This window comes from Pseudomonas fragi (assembly GCF_002269505.1).
GTDB classification, from domain to species: domain Bacteria; phylum Pseudomonadota; class Gammaproteobacteria; order Pseudomonadales; family Pseudomonadaceae; genus Aquipseudomonas; species Aquipseudomonas fragi_D.
In genome coordinates this window covers 13,617-30,643 of sequence record NZ_NQKQ01000018.1, presented here as the reverse complement: position 1 = coordinate 30,643, position 17,027 = coordinate 13,617, and the positions used below count along the sequence as shown (strand labels likewise).

The following is a 17,027-nucleotide window of genomic DNA, read 5'->3' as shown; positions in this document are numbered from 1 at the left end:
TAAAGAAAGATCATGGGCAGCATGCATCCCGTACAGGTGATCGCAGTGACCGGCGGCAAGGGTGGCGTCGGTAAAACTAACGTGTCAGTCAACTTGTCCATCGCATTGGCCGAGCTGGGCAGGCGCGTTCTGTTGATGGACGCGGACCTTGGGCTGGCGAACGTTGATGTTTTGCTGGGCTTGACCCCAAAATTCACTCTGGCCGATGTGGTCGAGGGGCGTTGCGAGCTGCGCGACGTTCTGCTCCAGGGCCCCGGCGGGATCCGCATCGTGCCGGCGGCCTCGGGCACCCAGAGCATGGTCCACCTGAGCCCGGCGCAGCATGCCGGCCTGATCCAGGCCTTCAGCGACCTGGGCGACAACCTGGATGTGCTGGTGATCGACACCGCCGCCGGGATTGGCGAGTCAGTGGTCAGTTTTGTCCGTGCCGCCCAGGAAGTGCTGCTGGTGGTGTGCGACGAGCCGACCTCGATCACCGACGCCTATGCGCTGATCAAGCTGCTTAACCGCGATTACGGCATGAATCGCTTCCGCGTGCTGGCCAACATGGCGCAAAGCCCGCAGGAAGGGCGCAACCTGTTCGCCAAGTTGACCAAAGTCACCGACCGCTTTCTCGATGTGGCCCTGCAATACGTGGGCGCCGTGCCTTACGACGAGTGCGTGCGCAAGGCCGTACAAAAACAGCGCGCCGTGTACGAAGCGTTTCCGCGCTCCAAGTGCTCGCTGGCGTTCAAGGCCATTGCGCAAAAAGTCGATACCTGGCCGTTGCCCGCAAACCCGAGGGGGCATCTGGAGTTCTTTGTCGAGCGTCTGGTGCAGCAGGCAGGAGGGCGCTTTTAATGACGGCCAGCGGTTACCGCATGTACAGCAAGTCATCGCGCGACAGCCAGTACGAGCTGATCGAGCGCTACGCCCCTCTGGTCAAGCGCATCGCCTATCACCTGTTGGCGCGTTTACCTGCCAGCGTGCAGGTGGATGACCTGATCCAGGCGGGGATGATCGGCCTGCTCGAAGTGTCGGGCAAATACGACGCCACCAAGGGCGCGAGTTTCGAGACTTACGCCGGTATCCGCATCCGTGGCGCGATGCTCGATGAGGTGCGCAAGGGCGACTGGGCACCGCGTTCGGTACACCGCAATACACGCATGGTCAGTGACGCAATTCGGGTAATTGAAGCAAAAACCGGTTGTGACGCTAAAGATCATGAAGTTGCGGCCGAACTCCAGTTAAGCCTTGACGATTATTACGCCATTTTGAATGACACCCTGGGCAGCCGCCTGTTCAGTTTTGACGATCTGTTGCAGGACGGCGAACACGAAGGGCTGCATGAGGATGGCGCGAGTGCCCACACGGAGCCGTCGCGCGACCTTGAAGACGAGCGCTTCCAGGCTGCGCTGGCCGATGCCATCGCCCACCTGCCAGAGCGTGAAAGGCTGGTGCTGGCGCTGTATTACGACGAGGAACTGAACCTCAAGGAAATCGGCGAAGTGCTGGGGGTCAGCGAATCCCGTGTCAGCCAGTTGCACAGCCAGTGCGCGGCACGTTTGCGGGCACGGCTGGGGCAGTGGCGCGCGCACTAGGGCCCTTGATACCTGTGGGAGCGGGCTTGCCCGCGATGGGATCGACACGGTGAATCAGACAGACCGCGTCGACCCCATCGCGGGCAAGCCCGCTCCCACAGTCGATTAGGTGTGTTTGAAAACGAATTGATTGAATGACGCGCCCTGCACATGAGCGCGTTAAAGACTGCTTGGAGGTCGAATTGGACAAGAACATGAAAATCCTCATCGTTGATGACTTTTCAACGATGCGGCGGATCATTAAAAACCTGTTGCGTGACCTGGGGTTCACCAACACGGTCGAGGCGGATGACGGCACCACGGCGTTGCCGATCCTCAACCTGGGGCACATCGACTTTCTGGTGACGGACTGGAACATGCCGGGCATGACCGGCATCGAGTTGCTGCGCCATGTACGTGCCGACGAAAAGCTCAAGCACTTGCCGGTGCTGATGGTGACCGCCGAGGCCAAGCGCGAGCAGATTATCGAAGCGGCCCAGGCCGGTGTTAACGGTTATGTAGTCAAGCCGTTCACCGCTATCGCACTCAAAGACAAAATCGAAAAGATCTTTGAACGCATCGGTTGATCGGCTGCCTTGGGGGCACTATGGAGCATAAAGATTGCACACAGGCCGATTTCGAATCGACCCTGAAAAAACATGCTCACGAATTGGTCGAAAGCCTTGAACGAGGCCAGTTTGGCGATGCCGTGCAGTTGATTCACGAGCTTAACCAGACCCGCGACCGCGGGTTGTATCGCGAAGTCGGCAAACTGACCCGCGAGCTGCACAGTGCCATTGTCAATTTCCACATTGACCCAAGCATGCCGCAAGCCGAAGAAGTGTCGCAGATCACGGATGCCACCGAACGTTTGGCTTATGTTGTGAAACTCACGGAAGCGGCAGCCAACCGGACCATGGACCTGGTGGAAAACAGCACGCCACTGGTCAACGGGCTGGGTCAGGAAGCCAAAGAACTGAGCGCGGATTGGGGGCGCTTCATGCGTCGCGAAATCGGTGCCGAAGAGTTTCGCGAGCTGGCGCGTCGAATTGACAGTTTTTTGACGCGCAGTGAAACGCAAAACAACATCGTCTCCGCCAATCTGACTGACATCTTGCTGGCCCAGGATTTCCAGGACCTGACCGGTCAGGTGATCAAGCGGGTGACGCAATTGGTTACGGACGTGGAGAGCAACCTGCTCAAGCTGGTGTTGATGGCCAGCCAGGTAGATCGCTTTGCCGGCATTGAACACGACCGTGATGCATTGCGCGCTGAAAATAATTCGCAAAAAAACCAGGCCAAGGGTGAAGGTCCGCAGATTCATGCCGATACACGTAATGACGTCGTATCCGGTCAGGATGATGTAGACGATTTGTTGTCCAGTTTGGGTTTTTAGGACTTGAAGAGGCGTGCGGGCGCTGTTGCCCGGCGTCGAAGAGCCTATTTCAAGGAGCACGTACATGAGCTTCGGCGCCGATGAAGAAATCCTTCAGGATTTCCTGGTTGAAGCCGGCGAAATTCTGGAGTTGTTGTCCGAACAACTGGTCGAGCTGGAAAGCCGACCGGATGATGCGGATCTGCTCAATGCCATTTTTCGCGGTTTTCACACTGTAAAAGGGGGCGCCGGCTTCCTGCAGCTCCATGAGTTGGTGGAGTGCTGTCACATTGCCGAGAACGTCTTCGACATCCTGCGCAAGGGTGAGCGTAGCGTCGACGCAGAGCTGATGGACGTGGTGCTTGAGGCCCTGGATGCGGTCAACGGCATGTTCAGCGAAGTGCGCGAGCGCAGCCCGATCACCGCCGCGACCCCCGAGTTGCTGGCAGCGCTGGCGCGCCTGGCCGAGCCTGCTGCTGCGCAGGCCGTGGTTGCAGCAGTGTCTGAACCGGTGCTTGAAGCCCCGGTGACCGACATTACCGACAGCGAATTCGAACAGCTGCTCGAATCTCTCGATGCGGTCAAGGCCGCTGCGTCCGAGCCTGAACCCGCGGCCCCGGCAGAACTGTCGGCAAGCGACGAAATCAGCGATGCCGAGTTCGAATTGCTGCTCGACCAGTTGCACGGCAAGGGCCAGTTCTCGACAGATGCAGCCGTTGTTGCTGCTGTGCCTGAGGAAGTGCCTGCCGCGCCTGTTGAAGTCAGCAATGAAATCACCGATGACGAATTCGAAGCCCTGCTTGATCAACTGCATGGCAAGGGTTCGTTTAATACCGATGCGCTGGATACCGCGACCGCGGCACCTGCCGAGCCTGCGGCCAGTGCCGCGGAGCCTGCGGGCGACCCGGACCTGATCAGCGATCACGAATTCGAAGCCCTGCTCGACGAGATGCACGGTAAAGGCAAGTTCAGCGCCGACTCGGCAGCAGTGGTGGCTGCAGTAGCCCCGGCCAAGCCTGCTGCGGCGGCTGCGCGTCCGGCACCGGCCCGTGCTGCTGCGGCACCTGCGGAAAAACCGGTCGCCAGCGAAGCTGAAACCACCGTGCGCGTCGATACCGCGCGGCTGGATGACATCATGAACATGGTCGGCGAGCTGGTCTTGGTGCGTAACCGTCTGGTGCGCCTGGGCCTGAACAGCCATGACGAAGAGATGGCCAAGGCGCTGTCCAACCTCGACGTGGTTACCGCCGACCTGCAAACCGCCGTGATGAAAACGCGGATGCAGCCGATCAAGAAAGTCTTCGGCCGCTTCCCGCGTCTGGTGCGTGACCTGGCGCGCCAGCTGAAAAAAGAAATCAGCCTGGAGCTGGTGGGCGAAGACACCGACCTGGACAAAAACCTCGTCGAGGCCCTGGCCGACCCGTTGGTTCACTTGGTGCGCAACGCCGTCGACCACGGCTGCGAAACCCCTGAAGAGCGCGCCGCTGCCGGCAAGCCGAGCTGTGGCCGGGTGATTCTGTCGGCCGAGCAGGAGGGCGACCATATCCTGCTGTCGATCTCAGACGATGGCAAAGGCATGGACGCCAACTTCCTGCGTTCTCTGGCGGTGAAAAAAGGCCTGATGGACAAGGATGCGGCCGATCGCCTGAGCGAAAACGACTGCTACAACCTGATTTTTGCGCCGGGCTTTTCGACCAAAACCGAAATCAGCGATGTGTCCGGGCGTGGCGTGGGCATGGACGTGGTGAAAACCAAGATCGCCCAGCTCAATGGCTCGCTGAGCATCGAGTCGGCCTTGGGGCGGGGTTCGAAAATCGTCATCAAGGTGCCGCTGACCCTGGCCATTATGCCGACCCTGATGGTGATGCTGGGCAATCAGGCCTTTGCTTTCCCGCTGGTCAACGTCAACGAAATCTTCCACCTCGACCTGTCGCGTACCAATGTGGTCGACGGTCAGGAAGTGGTGATCGTGCGCGACAAGGCGCTGCCATTGTTCTACCTCAAGCGCTGGCTGGTGGCTTCTGCCGCCCATGAAGAGCAGCGCGAAGGGCATGTGGTGATTCTGTCCATCGGTACCCAGCGCATCGGTTTTGTGGTCGACCAACTGGTCGGTCAGGAAGAGGTGGTGATCAAACCGTTGGGCAAGATGCTCCAGGGCACGCCAGGCATGTCGGGGGCTACCATCACCGGTGATGGCCGTATTGCCTTGATTCTGGATGTTCCGAGCATGCTCAAGCATTACGCATCACGGCGTATTTGATTCTGGTGAGTCGGGGCCCGCGCCCCGTACTGCCTAACGGAGTGTTTATGGTAGTCAAGGTCCTGGTGGTGGATGATTCCGGTTTTTTCCGCCGCCGCGTCTCGGAAATTCTGTCGGCTGACCCGACGATTCAAGTGATCGGCACCGCCACCAATGGCAAGGAAGCGATTGATCAGGCGCTGGCGCTCAAGCCGGACGTGATCACCATGGATTACGAGATGCCGTTGATGGATGGCATCACGGCCGTGCGCCATATCATGCAGCGCTGCCCCACGCCGGTATTGATGTTCTCGTCGCTGACCCACGAAGGCGCCCGTGTCACCCTCGACGCGCTGGATGCCGGGGCGGTGGATTTCCTGCCGAAAAACTTTGAAGACATCTCGCGCAACCCCGAGAAGGTCAAACAGATGCTGTGCGAAAAAGTACACAGCATCTCGCGCAGCAACCGGCGCATGTCCAGCTACAGTGCACCTGTACCGGCAGCGGCGGTCCCGGCTCCGCCAGCAGCGCCCCGGCCAGGTCTTGGCGGTTTTGTTGCGCCAGCCCCGGCCCCTGCGGCTGTGCGCACCACACCGATTGCCAGCCGTGGTGGCCCGGCGCCGACCCCCGCTGCAGCTGCGCCCAAGCGCAAGGCTTACAAATTGGTGGCTATCGGTACTTCAACTGGCGGGCCGGTGGCCTTGCAACGCGTACTGACTCAGTTGCCGGGCAATTTCCCTGCGCCGATCGTGCTCGTGCAGCATATGCCGGCGGCATTCACCAAGGCATTTGCCGAGCGCCTCGACAAGCTTTGCCGCATCAGCGTCAAGGAAGCCGAGGACGGCGATATCCTGCGCCCCGGACTGGCCTTGCTGGCTCCTGGCGGCAAGCAAATGATGATCGATGGTCGTGGCGCTGTACGCATCCTGCCGGGCGATGAGCGTCTGAACTACAAGCCGTGTGTGGATATCACCTTCGGCTCTGCTGCCAAGTCCTTTGGTGACAAAGTTTTGGCGGTGGTGTTGACCGGCATGGGCGCCGACGGCCGCGAAGGCGCCCGCCTGCTCAAGCAGGGCGGCAGCCAGGTGTGGGCGCAGGACGAAGCCAGTTGCGTGATCTACGGCATGCCCATGGCCATCGTCAAAGCCAACCTGGCGGATGCTGTTTATGGCCTCGATGATATCGGCAAGCATCTGGTCGAGGCCTGCCACTGATGGACGTGCTCAGCCTGATTGGCATCATCATGGCGTTTGTCGCGATTATCGGCGGCAATTACCTGGAGGGCGGCCATCTTGGTGCCCTGGCCAATGGCCCGGCAGCGCTGATCGTGCTGGGCGGCACTGTGGGCGCGGCGTTGCTGCAGTCGCCGATGAGTGCATTCAAGCGGGCGATGCACACCGTGGTGTGGATTTTGTTCCCGCCGCGCATCGATATGGCGGGCGGCATCGACCGCGTCGTCAACTGGAGCCTGACGGCGCGCAAGGAAGGCTTGCTGGGCCTTGAAGGCGTGGCCGATACCGAGCCCGACAGCTATTCGCGCAAAGGCCTGCAATTGCTGGTCGACGGCGTAGAGCCGGAAACGATCCGCAGCGTGCTGGAGGTCGATTACATGACCCAGGAAAGCCGCGATATCGAGGCCGCCAAAGTGTTTGAAAGCATGGGCGGCTACGCGCCGACCATCGGCATCATCGGTGCGGTCATGGGCCTGATCCATGTCATGGGCAACCTGGCTGATCCGGGGCAACTGGGCAGTGGCATTGCCGTGGCGTTTGTCGCGACCATCTACGGCGTGGCCAGCGCCAACCTGGTGTTGCTGCCCATCGCCAGCAAACTCAAGGCCATTGCCATGCGCCAGTCGCTGTACCGCGAGATGTTGCTCGAAGGCATCCTGTCGATTGCCGAGGGCGAGAACCCGCGTTCCATTGAACTCAAACTGCAAGGCTTTACGGGTTAACTATGAGCCGGCGCCGTCGCCACGGGGATGAACACGTCAATCATGAACGTTGGCTGGTGTCCTACGCGGACTTCATCACCTTGCTGTTTGCCTTTTTCGTGGTCATGTACTCGATTTCCTCAATCAACGAAGGCAAGTACCGGGTGATTTCCCAGGCCTTGGTCGGGGTTTTCAATGACACCGAGCGCAGCATCAAGCCGGTGCCCATCGGTGAAGAGCGCCCGCTGACTACCCTGCCCGCCGAGCCGTTGATCAAAGACAGCGAACATACCGACGCCGGATTGGGCCAGAGGCCCGATGACCCGCTCAAGACCATTGCCAATGACATCACCAATGCCTTTGGCGATCTGATCGCGTCCAAACAATTGACGGTGCGCGGCAATGAGTTGTGGGTCGAGATCGAGCTCAACTCCAGCCTGCTGTTCGGCAGCGGCGATGCGATGCCCAGCAATGCCGCCTTCGAGATCATCGACAAAGTGGCCGCGGTACTTAAACCGTTTGAAAATCCGATTCATGTTGAAGGTTTTACTGACGACCTGCCGATCCGGACTGCGCAGTACCCGACCAACTGGGAACTGTCATCGGCACGTTCTGCGAGCATCGTACGCATGCTCGCCATGCAGGGCGTCAACCCCGGACGCATGGCCTCGGTGGGCTACGGCGAGTTCCAGCCGGTGGCCAATAACGCCACGCCAGAGGGCCGCGCGTTGAATCGCCGGGTAGTGCTGGTGGTGTCGCGCAACCTTGAGGTGCGCCGCAGCCTGACCGGCACGGGCACCGCCAACGCAACACCGGATGCCGCCCTCAAGCGGGCTGGCACACAAACTGCACCGCCACAGACACAGCCACTGGTTCGCGGGAATGCCGTCAATTCCCCGTCACCACCCCTATAATCTCGGCCGGCACGCATGCAGCCGGGAGGAACAACTGAATGAGAGTCTGGGCAGTAGCCAATCAAAAAGGTGGGGTCGGCAAGACCACCACATCCATCGCCCTGGCCGGTTTGCTGGCAGAGGCGGGCAAACGTGTGGTGATTGTCGATCTCGACCCGCACGGCTCCATGACCAGCTACTTCGGTTATGACCCCGATGGTCTGGAACACAGCGTTTACGACCTGTTTCTGCATCAGGGCCAGGTGCCTGAAGGCCTGGCAGCGCAGTTGCTGCTGCCCACCAGCCACGAGAAGATTGCCTTGCTGCCGGCCACCACGGCCCTGGCGACCCTGGAGCGTCAGGCCCCGGGGCAAAGCGGTCTGGGTCTGGTGATTGCCCGCAGTCTGGCGCAACTGTGGCAGGACTATGACTACGCGATCATCGACAGCCCACCGATTCTGGGTGTGCTGATGGTCAACGCATTGGCGGCCAGCCAGCAACTGATCATCCCGGTACAGACCGAGCATCTGGCGCTCAAGGGCCTGGAGCGCATGGTGCATACCCTGCGCATGATCAACCGCTCGCGCCCCCAGGCGCTGCCGTTCTGTATCGTGCCGACGTTGTTCGACCGTCGTACTCAAGCGTCGATGAGTACCTTGCGGGTGTTGCGTGATGTGTATCCCGAGACCCTGTGGCAGGGTTTTATCCCGGTCGATACCCGTTTGCGCGATGCCAGCCGGGCAGGGCAGACGCCTTCGCAGTTCGATGACAAGTCCCGTGGAGTGATCGCCTACCGTGCGTTGCTCAAACATGTACTGACCCGCCAGCTTGCACCGCAGGTGGCGTGAGGTGGGCGGGTATTCAAGTATCGGTCGGGTCTGGCCGATAACGTCTACAGGTCTCTGTCGCGAGGCTGTTGAGTGGGGCACTTTATGACGCAGCCAGTAGCACTTTCCAATCGCTCGCAAGTGGCCTTGCAGTCGTATCTTGACGACTTGCTGTTTGATGCAACCCAGGCGCTGGAAGCGGCTGAACCCGTGCCTGCCGAGCCGCAGGCTGAAGTCGCACCTGCCATTGAAGCGCCGCTGGCGATGCCGGTGGAGCTGTCTGAGGTCGGCGTGCCTGCCGAGGCGCTGGCCCATCCGCTGGTCGAAGTCCATCGGCCCAGTGCCCCCGGTGCGCATTTGCCGGTGCCCGATGATGGCCGCCCGGCCTGGGCGGCCGAACCCTTCGAGTGCCTGCTGTTCGATGTGGCCGGGCTGACTTTGGCAGTGCCATTGGTGTGCCTGGGTTCGATCTACTCACTGGCCGGGCGTGAACTCACTCCGCTGTTTGGTCAGCCGGACTGGTTTCTGGGGATACTGCCCAGCCAGAGCGGCAAGCTCAACGTGCTCGATACTGCGCGCTGGGTGATGCCTGAACGCTATCGCGACGATCTGCGCGAAGGCCTGCAATATGTCATTTCGGTACAGGGTTACGAATGGGGGCTGGCAGTGCATCAGGTCAGCCGTTCGTTGCGCCTGCACCCCAACGAAATCAAATGGCGTTCCCAGCGCGGGCAGCGGCCATGGCTGGCGGGCACGGTGATCGAACACATGTGCGCATTGCTGGACGTGGAGCAACTGGCGGCATTGATCGCCAAGGGCAAGTCATAACAAAAATTGTGGTCGATTCCCCTGTGTGGGCGAGTCGCCAGTTATCAGCATCGAGCAGTATTTCAGTCAGGGGTTTGGGGTATGAAACAGTCAGCGGCACAGGGTTCTGAAGATCCGATCCTGCAATGGGTTACCTTCAAGCTGGACAACGAGACCTACGGCATCAATGTGATGCAGGTGCAGGAAGTGCTGCGTTACACCGAAATCGCTCCGGTACCGGGCGCGCCTTCCTACGTGTTGGGCATTATCAACCTGCGCGGCAACGTGGTAACAGTCATCGACACCCGTCAGCGTTTTGGCCTGTACAACGCCGAGATCACCGATAACTCACGCATCGTCATCATCGAAGCCGACAAGCAAGTGGTCGGGATTCTGGTCGATAGCGTGGCAGAGGTGGTGTATCTGCGTCAGTCAGAGATCGAAACGGCGCCTAACGTGGGCAATGACGAATCGGCCAAGTTTATCCAGGGCGTGTGCAACAAGAACGGCGAACTGCTGATTCTGGTTGAGCTGGACAAAATGATGACCGAGGAAGAATGGTCGGATCTGGAGAACATCTGATTGATCCTTGAGGCGGCGATAATTGTCCTGGGCCTGTTGTGGGCCGTGACCCTGTGGCTGTTTGTCAGCCACGTGCGCCGCCAGCGCGTGCTTGCGGCGCAACAGGCCGCCGCCGATGAGCAGCGTGACCGACGCCTGCGGGAACTGGCGCGGCGCCTGGACACCTACCAGAACGGCAATGTGCAAATGGGCGAAGCCCTGCACGAACTGCGTGCCGTGGTCGCGCCGCTGCCCGAGAAGCTGACCCAGCTTGAACAGCGCGACCCTACCAGCCTGTCGTTCAACCAGGCGGCGCGTCTGGTCAGCATGGGCGCCAGCGTCGATGAACTGACCCAGGCGTGCGGCCTGACCCAGGCTGAAGCCGAACTGATGAGCAAGATGTACAAGGGTTGAGTGGCGTGTATTTCTGTAGTCGCTGAGGATTGCAGCGAGGCTGCGATCGTCGGCGAAGCCGTCGTGAAAGCTGAATCCACGATTTACCTGAAACACCGCACAACCCGACTTTACGGCTGCTACGCAACCGATCGCAGCCTCGCTGCGCTCCTCAGCGACTACAGATTGCTGCCGATATCCTCCAGCAGCGCCTGGCGCAACACTTCAATCATGCGCAACCTTGGCCCTCGGGCATGGCTGAGCAGCACAATTTCGCGGACATAGCGCTCATCACCTGCCGGTTCCAGCACACAACTGCCGGTCCAGCGTTCAATTCCCGACCAGCATGGCACCAGGCTCACGCCAAGGCCCTGTGCCGCAAGCAGGGCGATGGTTTCCAGTGCATCCAGATCGAGCAGGGCAGCGGGTGTCAGGCCGTGGTCGTGCAGGTACTGCACGGCATGGCGGCCACCCCAGGCGTCGGGGTCATACTGAATGTACGGGCAGTGTTGCAGGCGGGCGTTGATGCTTTGCGCAGAATGTCCATTGGAAATAAACAGTAAGGGCTCCTTGCGCAGCAGCACCGCGTCGAAGGTCTTGCTCAGCGCAAACGGTGGCGCGACCACTAGCGCGGCATCCAGCTCATTGGCCTCCAGTGCCTGATACAGCGAACGCGACGTGCCTGGCACAATCACCGGCTTTAGCTGTGGGGTCGAGCGGGTCATGCTGCGCAAGGCTTGCGGCAAAAGCCCGGTGAGTGCCGTGGAAATAGCGCCGATGCGCAAGGGCCCGGTCAGGCCACGGGTGTCGGCGTCACCTGCCAGCAGCGCCACTTCATTGACGATGGCGCGCGCCCTTGGCAGCAAGTCCATACAGGCCAGGCTGGGTTTGGCTTCATGCCCGACCCGCACCAGAAGCGCCATGCCCAGTTGCCGTTCGAGCGCCACAATACGCTGGCTGACGGCCGCGGATGTGAGGTTTTCCAGGCGTGCGGCCTTGGCGATCGAGCCGCAATCAACCACGGCGACAAGGCTTCTCAGGTAGCGCGTATCCATAAGAATTACTTTCGTTCGTGGAAGAAATAACAGGTTATCTCTTTTGATGGGGGCAGTGCATGATTTCTCTCGAGGCCATTCGGCCAGAGCCGTTCTCGGGAGGTCACTGTGCAATCGCTGTTTCATTTTGCCTATCACGTTCGCGACCTGGATCAGGCCCGGCGCTTTTATTGCGAGGTACTTGGCTGTGTGCAAGGGCGCAGCACCGAGACCTGGCTGGATATTGATTTTTTTGGTCATCAGCTGTCATTGCATCTGGGCGAGCCGTTTGCCGTCAGCAACACCGGCAAGGTGGGTGATCACTGGGTGCCCATGCCGCATTTCGGGGTGGTGTTGAACATGCCGGACTGGAATACCCTGAAGGCCCGGTTGCTGGCCCACGATGTGGAATTTGTACTGGCGCCGACCCTGCGCTTTGCCGGAACGGCGGGTGAGCAGGCGACGATGTTTTTTCTCGATCCCTCGGGCAACCCGATTGAGATCAAGGGTTTCGCAGATTGGGCGGCGGTGTATGCCGTGTAATGCAGCCATGAGCCGAGGTTGAACATCCTATGAGCTTTCTCGACACCGCAGATGCCCGCGCTATCGCTGAACACGTGCGCACGGCGCAGCTTAGCCCCGGGCGGGTAGCTGAGCATTTTCTGACGCAAACCAGCGCCCGCGAGCCTGCTATCCAGGCGTTTGTCGCACTTGATCCGCAGCGCGTGCGCAAACAGGCCCAGTGCCTGAGCAGCTCGCAGCTCAACGGATTGCTGGCCGGTGTGCCGGTGGGCATCAAGGACATCATCGATACTGCCGATTATCCCACGGCGTTTTACTCGCCAATCTATACCGAAAACCAACCTTCGCGGGATGCCCATGTGGTTGCGTTGTTGCGTCAGGCCGGGGCAGTGATCATGGGTAAAACCCATACCACCGAATTTGCCTACATGAAGACCGGGCCGAGCCGCAACCCCCATGATTTGAACAGAACTCCGGGCAGCTCCAGCGCCGGCTCTGCGGCGGGTATGGCGGCAGGCTTCTTCCCGATGGCACTGGGTACGCAAACGGCGGGTTCATTGCTCAAGCCAGCTTCTTATTGCGGGTTGTACGCGTTCAAGCCGTCCCATGGGCTGGTGTCGCTGGAAGGGGTCAAGCCGCTGGCGCCGAGTTTTGACACCTTGGGCTGGTACGGCCGTTCGGTTCGCGACCTGGCACTGCTCGCCCGTGTATTGGTGCCCGGCTTGCCGCAAACGAACAGGGACAATGGCGCCAGATCATTCGGGTTTTGTCGTACGTCGCGTTGGGATCAGATCGATCCGCCGGTGGCTCAGGCCTTGCTGGCAGCTATCGAACAAGTTAAGGCCGCAGGCCACAGCGTGACTGAGGTGGTTCTGGAGGACGAGTTTGCCAGTGTCTTTGATGATCATCAGTTGATCAATGACTGCGAGGGTGCCCGGTCACTGAGCAAGGAATGGCAATCGAACCCGGAGCAACTGAGCGCGCAAGTGCTGGCCATGATTGAGCGCGCTCGGGCTACAACCTGGGATCAGGAAACGGCGGCCAGGAGCCGGCTGGCGGCGTTGGCACCGATACTGACAGCGCATTTTGAACCCTTCGACGCCATGCTCGGTGCCACCTGCGGCATGGTTGCGCCGTTGGGTCTGGAGGGTACGGGTCCATCAGACTTTTGCAAATGCTGGATGGCCTTTGGCTTGCCCCAGATCAACATCCCGTTGCCCCGTGCGCAGGCGGAGTTGCCGGTGGGGCTGCAAGTTATCGGCGGGTTTCGCCAGGACAGCATGCTGCTGGATGCGGCGCAGCAGGTGGACATGGTTTTGTCCGGTCTGTAGTCGCTGAGGAGCGCAGCGAGGCTGCGATCGATTGCGCAGCGATCGTAAAGTCTGAGCACCGGGTTTGACTGGCACGGCGCAGGAGTCTGAATTTACGACGACTGCGCCGCCGATCGCAGCCTTCGGCAGCGACTACAGGGAGGGTGGTCAAGGGGGGGTGATGTCCCGTTCCTCCGGCTCGGCCTGCGGGTCAAAACCCTCAGGGAACTTGCCTTTAAGCTGCCAGGCAAACGCAATGATCTCTGCCAGTGTGCGGTACAGCTCTTGCGGAATGCTGTCGCCCAATTCCATGCGCGCCAGTAATTTGACCAGCTCGGCATTTTCGTAAATCGGCACTTCGTGTTCACGGGCCAGGGCCAGGATGGCTTCGGCCAGTTCGTCATCACCTTTGGCGGTGAGGGTAGGGGCCTGCTTGCCGTCGTATTTGAGGGCAATCGCCTGGCGTGGTTCGGTGGGTGTATTCATGCGGTTTCATCGACCCAGCGTTGTTCCAGACGGGTATGGCCACTTTGTGGCGGGGTGCCTTGATGGCAATCCAGATCGGTCACGCTCAACCCGGCATCACTCAGGCGCTGGCGCAAGGCGCCCAACTGGCTTTCGATCAGGTTTGCAGTGAACGCCTGTTCAGCCCAGAGCTGGCCCGACAGGTTGCCGCGCAGCAACTGCGCCTGCACATGCAGCGGGCCCAGCGGGGCAAGGTCGAAGGCCAGCTCCACGCGCCACAGTTGATCCTTGATTTCCCGGGACTCGGGTTTGTCTTGCGCTTGTTTTTCCGGCGGGTCTTCACGCTGGAACTTGATCTGCAAAGGCACGATGTCGTGGGCATTGCGCATGGGAATTTCCAGTTGCCAGGTGGTCAGTACCCCACCCTCGGCGGTGCGCCCGCTCTGTTCCAGACTGGACAACTGATGGCTTTGCAGGCGCGAGATGGCTGCCGCTGCCAGTTTCAGCAAGTTTTCCAGGCTGTCTTCACCTTCGCCACTTTGCAACAAACGCTGGGGCAGCGGGAAGCCGCCGGGCTGCGGCTTGGCGCTGATCTGGCCAAGCATGCCCAGGGCGTTGCGCACAAAAGTCGGCAGCGCCTGGGCCTGGGTGCTGGCCGCCATGCCCGGGTTGAAACTGGTGCTGGCCGGCAGACCGGGCAGGATCTGCGCAATCAGGCGCAACAAGGTGGCTTTCATGTCCGGGGCCAGTGCCTGGGTTTGTCCGCTCAGCAACCGCGCTTCCAGAAATGCGCCGCTGTTGAGCAGGGCATCGCCCAGGCCTTTGGCGTTGCTCAATTGCGCGTGCGCAGGCAAGCCGGCCAGTAGTTTGTCGATGGATGTGCGCAGATCGGCAGGCATGTCGGCACTGGCCGGCAGTTTTTGCAGGGCGTTGAGCAGGCCCTCCAACGAGCCTTGCCGGCGCTGTTGTGTTGCCAGTTGTTGCGCCACGGCCAGTTGTTCCTGGCGCCCGTTCAGTGGCACAAAGTTCAGACTCTGCGGGCCGTCCACCTGTGCGCTGAGCAAACTGCCGATCCGCAAAGGCTGCGGGCTGTCCAGGGTCAGGGTGCTGCCGCTCAGCGCGCTGTTGAGCAGGGTCACCAGCGATCGGTAGACCGCCGGTTGCCCGGCGGGCTGGGCCAGCGCCTGGGTGGTCAGGACCTTGCCTTGCAGCAGGGTGCCCACTGGCAGTTGTTGGGTGTCCAGGCGGGTCAGGGTGGCGACGCTGCTGCTCAGCGCCTGTTGCAGGCTGATCGCAAGGTTGCCCGCAGAGGGTTGGGTCACGGCCAGTTGGCTGCCCAACGGTAGCGGGAAAGTGCTGCTGGCCTGTACGTTGGTTTCCCGGCCACCGGCCAGGGTCAGCTTGAGCAGCAACTGAAATGTCAGGTCGTTTTGTTTGAGCGCCAGCACCTCTGCCTGGGCGCTCTGGCCGGGTCTTATCAGGCCTTCTGCAGGTTGCAGCAGCTTGAGCACTTCACCGCCCACAAGCCCCTGACGCACACTGCTGGGGGCGGATTGTGGGATAGGTGGAATATTCATGTCGCCTTTCATCGTAACAACCTGTCGAAATTGCCCTCTTTAGCGTAGGACATGGCATGTATAATGCTGCCCCGTCGTTCAGAGCGCATAAAAAACATAACAATTGTTTGATCCAGCTCTCTGAATCAGGCCGCAAATGCATTTATCCTGCATCACTTTAACGGCCATGCCTGCGCCGACTTGAACCGTGAAGGCCTCAATTACGTGACCAGCCCTCTTTTAGAAGCCGTAGCGCTCGCTTGTGAGCGTGACTGGCGCATGCTGTTCGAACACCTCGAATTGCGTCTGGCCAGTGGCGACATGCTGCAAATCAGCGGCCCCAACGGCAGCGGCAAAACCAGCCTGCTGCGCTTGTTGGCGGGCCTGATGCAGCCAACGGCTGGCGAAGTACGGCTTAACGGTATGGCCCTGAGCGCCCGGCGTCATGAACTGACCAGCAACTTGTTGTGGATCGGCCATGCGGCGGGGATCAAGGATTTGCTCAGCGCTGAAGAAAACCTCAGCTGGCTGTGCGCCCTGCATCGCCCGGCAACCCGCGTGGCCATCTGGGCCGCGCTGGCCGCGGTTGGCTTGCAGGGCTTTGAAGACGTGCCGTGCCACACCTTGTCGGCAGGGCAGCAGCGCCGTGTGGCGCTGGCCCGCCTGTATCTGGACAGCCCGCCGTTGTGGATTCTCGACGAGCCGTTTACCGCGCTCGACAAGCAAGGCGTGGCGCAACTCGAGGAGCACCTGGCCCGGCATTGCGAAAGCGGCGGCATGGTGGTGCTCACCACGCACCATACCTTGGCCCGGATGCCGGCCGGTTACCGCAATATCGACCTGGGGCAGTGGGCTGTATGAGTGTGTTTGCTGTGTTGGTGGCGCGCGAAGCGCGTTTGCTGTTTCGCCGCCCGGCCGAATTGGCCAACCCGTTGGTGTTCTTCGCCATAGTGATCGCGATGTTTCCGCTGGCTGTCGGCCCGGAGACTAAATTGTTGCAAACCTTGTCTCCTGGCCTGCTGTGGGTCGCGGCCCTTTTAGCGGTTTTGCTCTCGCTGGACGGGCTTTTCCGCAGTGATTTCGAAGACGGATCGCTTGAGCAGTGGGTCCTTTCGTCGCACCCCCTGCCTCTACTGGTGCTGGCCAAAGTGCTGGCACACTGGGCGTTTTCCGGCCTGGCGCTGGTTATCCTGTCACCCCTGCTGGCCCTGATGCTCGGGCTGCCGGTGGCCTGCCTGCCGGTGTTGCTGATGTCGTTGCTGCTGGGGACGCCAGTATTGAGCCTGCTCGGTGCCGTGGGCGCTGCCCTGACCGTGGGCCTCAAGCGTGGCGGCTTGCTGCTGGCGCTACTGATTCTGCCTTTATATATCCCGGTATTGATCCTTGGTAGTGGCGCCCTGCAGGCGGCATTGCAAGGCATGCCTGCAACTGGTTACTTGCTGTGGCTTGGTAGCCTGACCGCCCTGGCTGTAACCCTGACACCTTTTGCAATAGCTGCCGGCCTGAAAATCAGCGTCGGCGAATAATGAGGTCTGGCCTGCGTGGGCCAGTAA

19 protein-coding genes are annotated in these 17,027 nt (G+C 60.6%); 16 read left to right on the top strand and 3 right to left on the bottom strand.

The genetic code is table 11. The features are described from left to right. The first annotated feature begins 12 nt into the window (after positions 1-12). The 12 genes from fleN to CJU81_RS15965 all read left to right on the top strand — a co-directional run bounded on the left by fleN (position 13) and on the right by CJU81_RS15965 (position 10,608). Positions 13-840 carry a flagellar synthesis regulator FleN gene (gene fleN / locus CJU81_RS16020; protein WP_016781547.1) on the top strand — a complete coding sequence of 276 codons (828 nt, stop codon included), beginning with the start codon at positions 13-15 and terminating at the stop codon, positions 838-840. Beyond that, positions 840-1,580 carry an RNA polymerase sigma factor FliA gene (gene fliA, locus CJU81_RS16015; RefSeq protein WP_095028720.1) on the top strand — a complete coding sequence of 247 codons (741 nt, stop codon included), beginning with the start codon at positions 840-842 and terminating at the stop codon, positions 1,578-1,580. The genes fleN and fliA overlap by 1 nt, the downstream gene beginning before the upstream one ends. 194 nt (positions 1,581-1,774) lie before the next feature. Further along, positions 1,775-2,146 (top strand): chemotaxis response regulator CheY, encoded by a 372-nt coding sequence (locus CJU81_RS16010; RefSeq protein WP_162939305.1) that lies wholly within the window; start codon positions 1,775-1,777, stop codon positions 2,144-2,146. Between the two features lie 20 nt (positions 2,147-2,166). Further along, entirely contained in the window at positions 2,167-2,955 is a 789-nt protein-coding gene (locus tag CJU81_RS16005; protein ID WP_095037424.1) for a protein phosphatase CheZ, read from the top strand. 64 nt (positions 2,956-3,019) lie between these two features. Next, the gene (locus CJU81_RS16000) at positions 3,020-5,194 is read left to right on the top strand and encodes a chemotaxis protein CheA (RefSeq protein ID WP_095037423.1); all 2,175 of its coding nucleotides are present in this window, start codon (positions 3,020-3,022) and stop codon (positions 5,192-5,194) included. 47 nt (positions 5,195-5,241) lie between these two features. Continuing rightward, complete coding sequence (locus CJU81_RS15995; RefSeq protein WP_095037422.1) at positions 5,242-6,387, top strand: protein-glutamate methylesterase/protein-glutamine glutaminase; 1,146 nt, start codon at positions 5,242-5,244, stop codon at positions 6,385-6,387. Further along, positions 6,387-7,127, top strand: coding sequence for a flagellar motor protein (locus CJU81_RS15990; protein WP_095037421.1), 741 nt, complete (start codon positions 6,387-6,389; stop codon positions 7,125-7,127). Before CJU81_RS15995 ends, CJU81_RS15990 begins: the two co-directional genes overlap by 1 nt. Positions 7,128-7,129: 2 nt before the next feature. After that, a complete protein-coding gene (gene motD, locus CJU81_RS15985) occupies positions 7,130-8,020 on the top strand; it encodes a flagellar motor protein MotD (RefSeq protein ID WP_095037420.1) in 891 nt (296 codons plus the stop codon). Between the two features lie 38 nt (positions 8,021-8,058). Beyond that, positions 8,059-8,847 (top strand): ParA family protein, encoded by a 789-nt coding sequence (locus CJU81_RS15980; protein ID WP_095037419.1) that lies wholly within the window; start codon positions 8,059-8,061, stop codon positions 8,845-8,847. Between the two features lie 84 nt (positions 8,848-8,931). Then, the gene (locus tag CJU81_RS15975) at positions 8,932-9,654 is read left to right on the top strand and encodes a CheW domain-containing protein (protein WP_095028713.1); all 723 of its coding nucleotides are present in this window, start codon (positions 8,932-8,934) and stop codon (positions 9,652-9,654) included. An 81-nt stretch (positions 9,655-9,735) separates the two neighbouring features. Next, complete coding sequence (locus CJU81_RS15970; RefSeq protein WP_016781537.1) at positions 9,736-10,215, top strand: chemotaxis protein CheW; 480 nt, start codon at positions 9,736-9,738, stop codon at positions 10,213-10,215. Then, a complete protein-coding gene (locus CJU81_RS15965; RefSeq protein ID WP_095037418.1) occupies positions 10,216-10,608 on the top strand; it encodes a DUF2802 domain-containing protein in 393 nt (130 codons plus the stop codon). Between the two features lie 158 nt (positions 10,609-10,766). Here the strand turns inward: CJU81_RS15965 and CJU81_RS15960 are convergent, their stop codons facing one another. Continuing rightward, positions 10,767-11,642: a LysR family transcriptional regulator gene (locus tag CJU81_RS15960; RefSeq protein ID WP_095037417.1), complete on the bottom strand. Its 876-nt coding sequence runs from the start codon at positions 11,640-11,642 to the stop codon at positions 10,767-10,769. Positions 11,643-11,750: 108 nt separating this feature from the next. Here CJU81_RS15960 and CJU81_RS15955 point away from each other — a divergent pair, with 108 nt between their 5' ends. Both CJU81_RS15955 and CJU81_RS15950 read left to right on the top strand, forming a co-directional pair. Continuing rightward, positions 11,751-12,164, top strand: coding sequence for a VOC family protein (locus CJU81_RS15955; RefSeq protein ID WP_095037416.1), 414 nt, complete (start codon positions 11,751-11,753; stop codon positions 12,162-12,164). Positions 12,165-12,193: 29 nt separating this feature from the next. Next, complete coding sequence (locus CJU81_RS15950; protein WP_095037415.1) at positions 12,194-13,474, top strand: amidase; 1,281 nt, start codon at positions 12,194-12,196, stop codon at positions 13,472-13,474. Positions 13,475-13,621: 147 nt separating this feature from the next. Here the strand turns inward: CJU81_RS15950 and CJU81_RS15945 are convergent, their stop codons facing one another. Beyond that, the gene (locus CJU81_RS15945) at positions 13,622-13,939 is read right to left on the bottom strand and encodes an EscU/YscU/HrcU family type III secretion system export apparatus switch protein (protein WP_095037414.1); all 318 of its coding nucleotides are present in this window, start codon (positions 13,937-13,939) and stop codon (positions 13,622-13,624) included. Further along, positions 13,936-15,507 (bottom strand): flagellar hook-length control protein FliK, encoded by a 1,572-nt coding sequence (fliK, locus tag CJU81_RS15940; protein WP_095037413.1) that lies wholly within the window; start codon positions 15,505-15,507, stop codon positions 13,936-13,938. Before fliK ends, CJU81_RS15945 begins: the two co-directional genes overlap by 4 nt. Positions 15,508-15,699: 192 nt before the next feature. Between fliK and ccmA the strand changes: the two genes are divergently transcribed. Both ccmA and ccmB read left to right on the top strand, forming a co-directional pair. Further along, a complete protein-coding gene (gene ccmA, locus CJU81_RS15935) occupies positions 15,700-16,335 on the top strand; it encodes a cytochrome c biogenesis heme-transporting ATPase CcmA (protein ID WP_095037466.1) in 636 nt (211 codons plus the stop codon). Then, positions 16,332-17,000 (top strand): heme exporter protein CcmB, encoded by a 669-nt coding sequence (ccmB, locus tag CJU81_RS15930; RefSeq protein ID WP_016781529.1) that lies wholly within the window; start codon positions 16,332-16,334, stop codon positions 16,998-17,000. The genes ccmA and ccmB overlap by 4 nt, the downstream gene beginning before the upstream one ends. The last annotated feature ends 27 nt before the right edge of the window (positions 17,001-17,027 follow it).

What these genes read in the sequence shown, in the direction of transcription:
- fleN (WP_016781547.1), top strand. Translation starts at nt 13, where the DNA reads ATGGGCAGCATGCATCCCGTACAGGTGATCGCAGTGACCGGCGGCAAG.
- fliA (WP_095028720.1), top strand. Translation starts at nt 840, where the DNA reads ATGACGGCCAGCGGTTACCGCATGTACAGCAAGTCATCGCGCGACAGC.
- CJU81_RS16010 (WP_162939305.1), top strand. Translation starts at nt 1,775, where the DNA reads ATGAAAATCCTCATCGTTGATGACTTTTCAACGATGCGGCGGATCATT.
- CJU81_RS16005 (WP_095037424.1), top strand. Translation starts at nt 2,167, where the DNA reads ATGGAGCATAAAGATTGCACACAGGCCGATTTCGAATCGACCCTGAAA.
- CJU81_RS16000 (WP_095037423.1), top strand. Translation starts at nt 3,020, where the DNA reads ATGAGCTTCGGCGCCGATGAAGAAATCCTTCAGGATTTCCTGGTTGAA.
- CJU81_RS15995 (WP_095037422.1), top strand. Translation starts at nt 5,242, where the DNA reads ATGGTAGTCAAGGTCCTGGTGGTGGATGATTCCGGTTTTTTCCGCCGC.
- CJU81_RS15990 (WP_095037421.1), top strand. Translation starts at nt 6,387, where the DNA reads ATGGACGTGCTCAGCCTGATTGGCATCATCATGGCGTTTGTCGCGATT.
- motD (WP_095037420.1), top strand. Translation starts at nt 7,130, where the DNA reads ATGAGCCGGCGCCGTCGCCACGGGGATGAACACGTCAATCATGAACGT.
- CJU81_RS15980 (WP_095037419.1), top strand. Translation starts at nt 8,059, where the DNA reads ATGAGAGTCTGGGCAGTAGCCAATCAAAAAGGTGGGGTCGGCAAGACC.
- CJU81_RS15975 (WP_095028713.1), top strand. Translation starts at nt 8,932, where the DNA reads ATGACGCAGCCAGTAGCACTTTCCAATCGCTCGCAAGTGGCCTTGCAG.
- CJU81_RS15970 (WP_016781537.1), top strand. Translation starts at nt 9,736, where the DNA reads ATGAAACAGTCAGCGGCACAGGGTTCTGAAGATCCGATCCTGCAATGG.
- CJU81_RS15960 (WP_095037417.1), bottom strand. Translation starts at nt 11,642, where the DNA reads ATGGATACGCGCTACCTGAGAAGCCTTGTCGCCGTGGTTGATTGCGGC.
- CJU81_RS15950 (WP_095037415.1), top strand. Translation starts at nt 12,194, where the DNA reads ATGAGCTTTCTCGACACCGCAGATGCCCGCGCTATCGCTGAACACGTG.
- CJU81_RS15945 (WP_095037414.1), bottom strand. Translation starts at nt 13,939, where the DNA reads ATGAATACACCCACCGAACCACGCCAGGCGATTGCCCTCAAATACGAC.
- fliK (WP_095037413.1), bottom strand. Translation starts at nt 15,507, where the DNA reads ATGAAAGGCGACATGAATATTCCACCTATCCCACAATCCGCCCCCAGC.
- ccmB (WP_016781529.1), top strand. Translation starts at nt 16,332, where the DNA reads ATGAGTGTGTTTGCTGTGTTGGTGGCGCGCGAAGCGCGTTTGCTGTTT.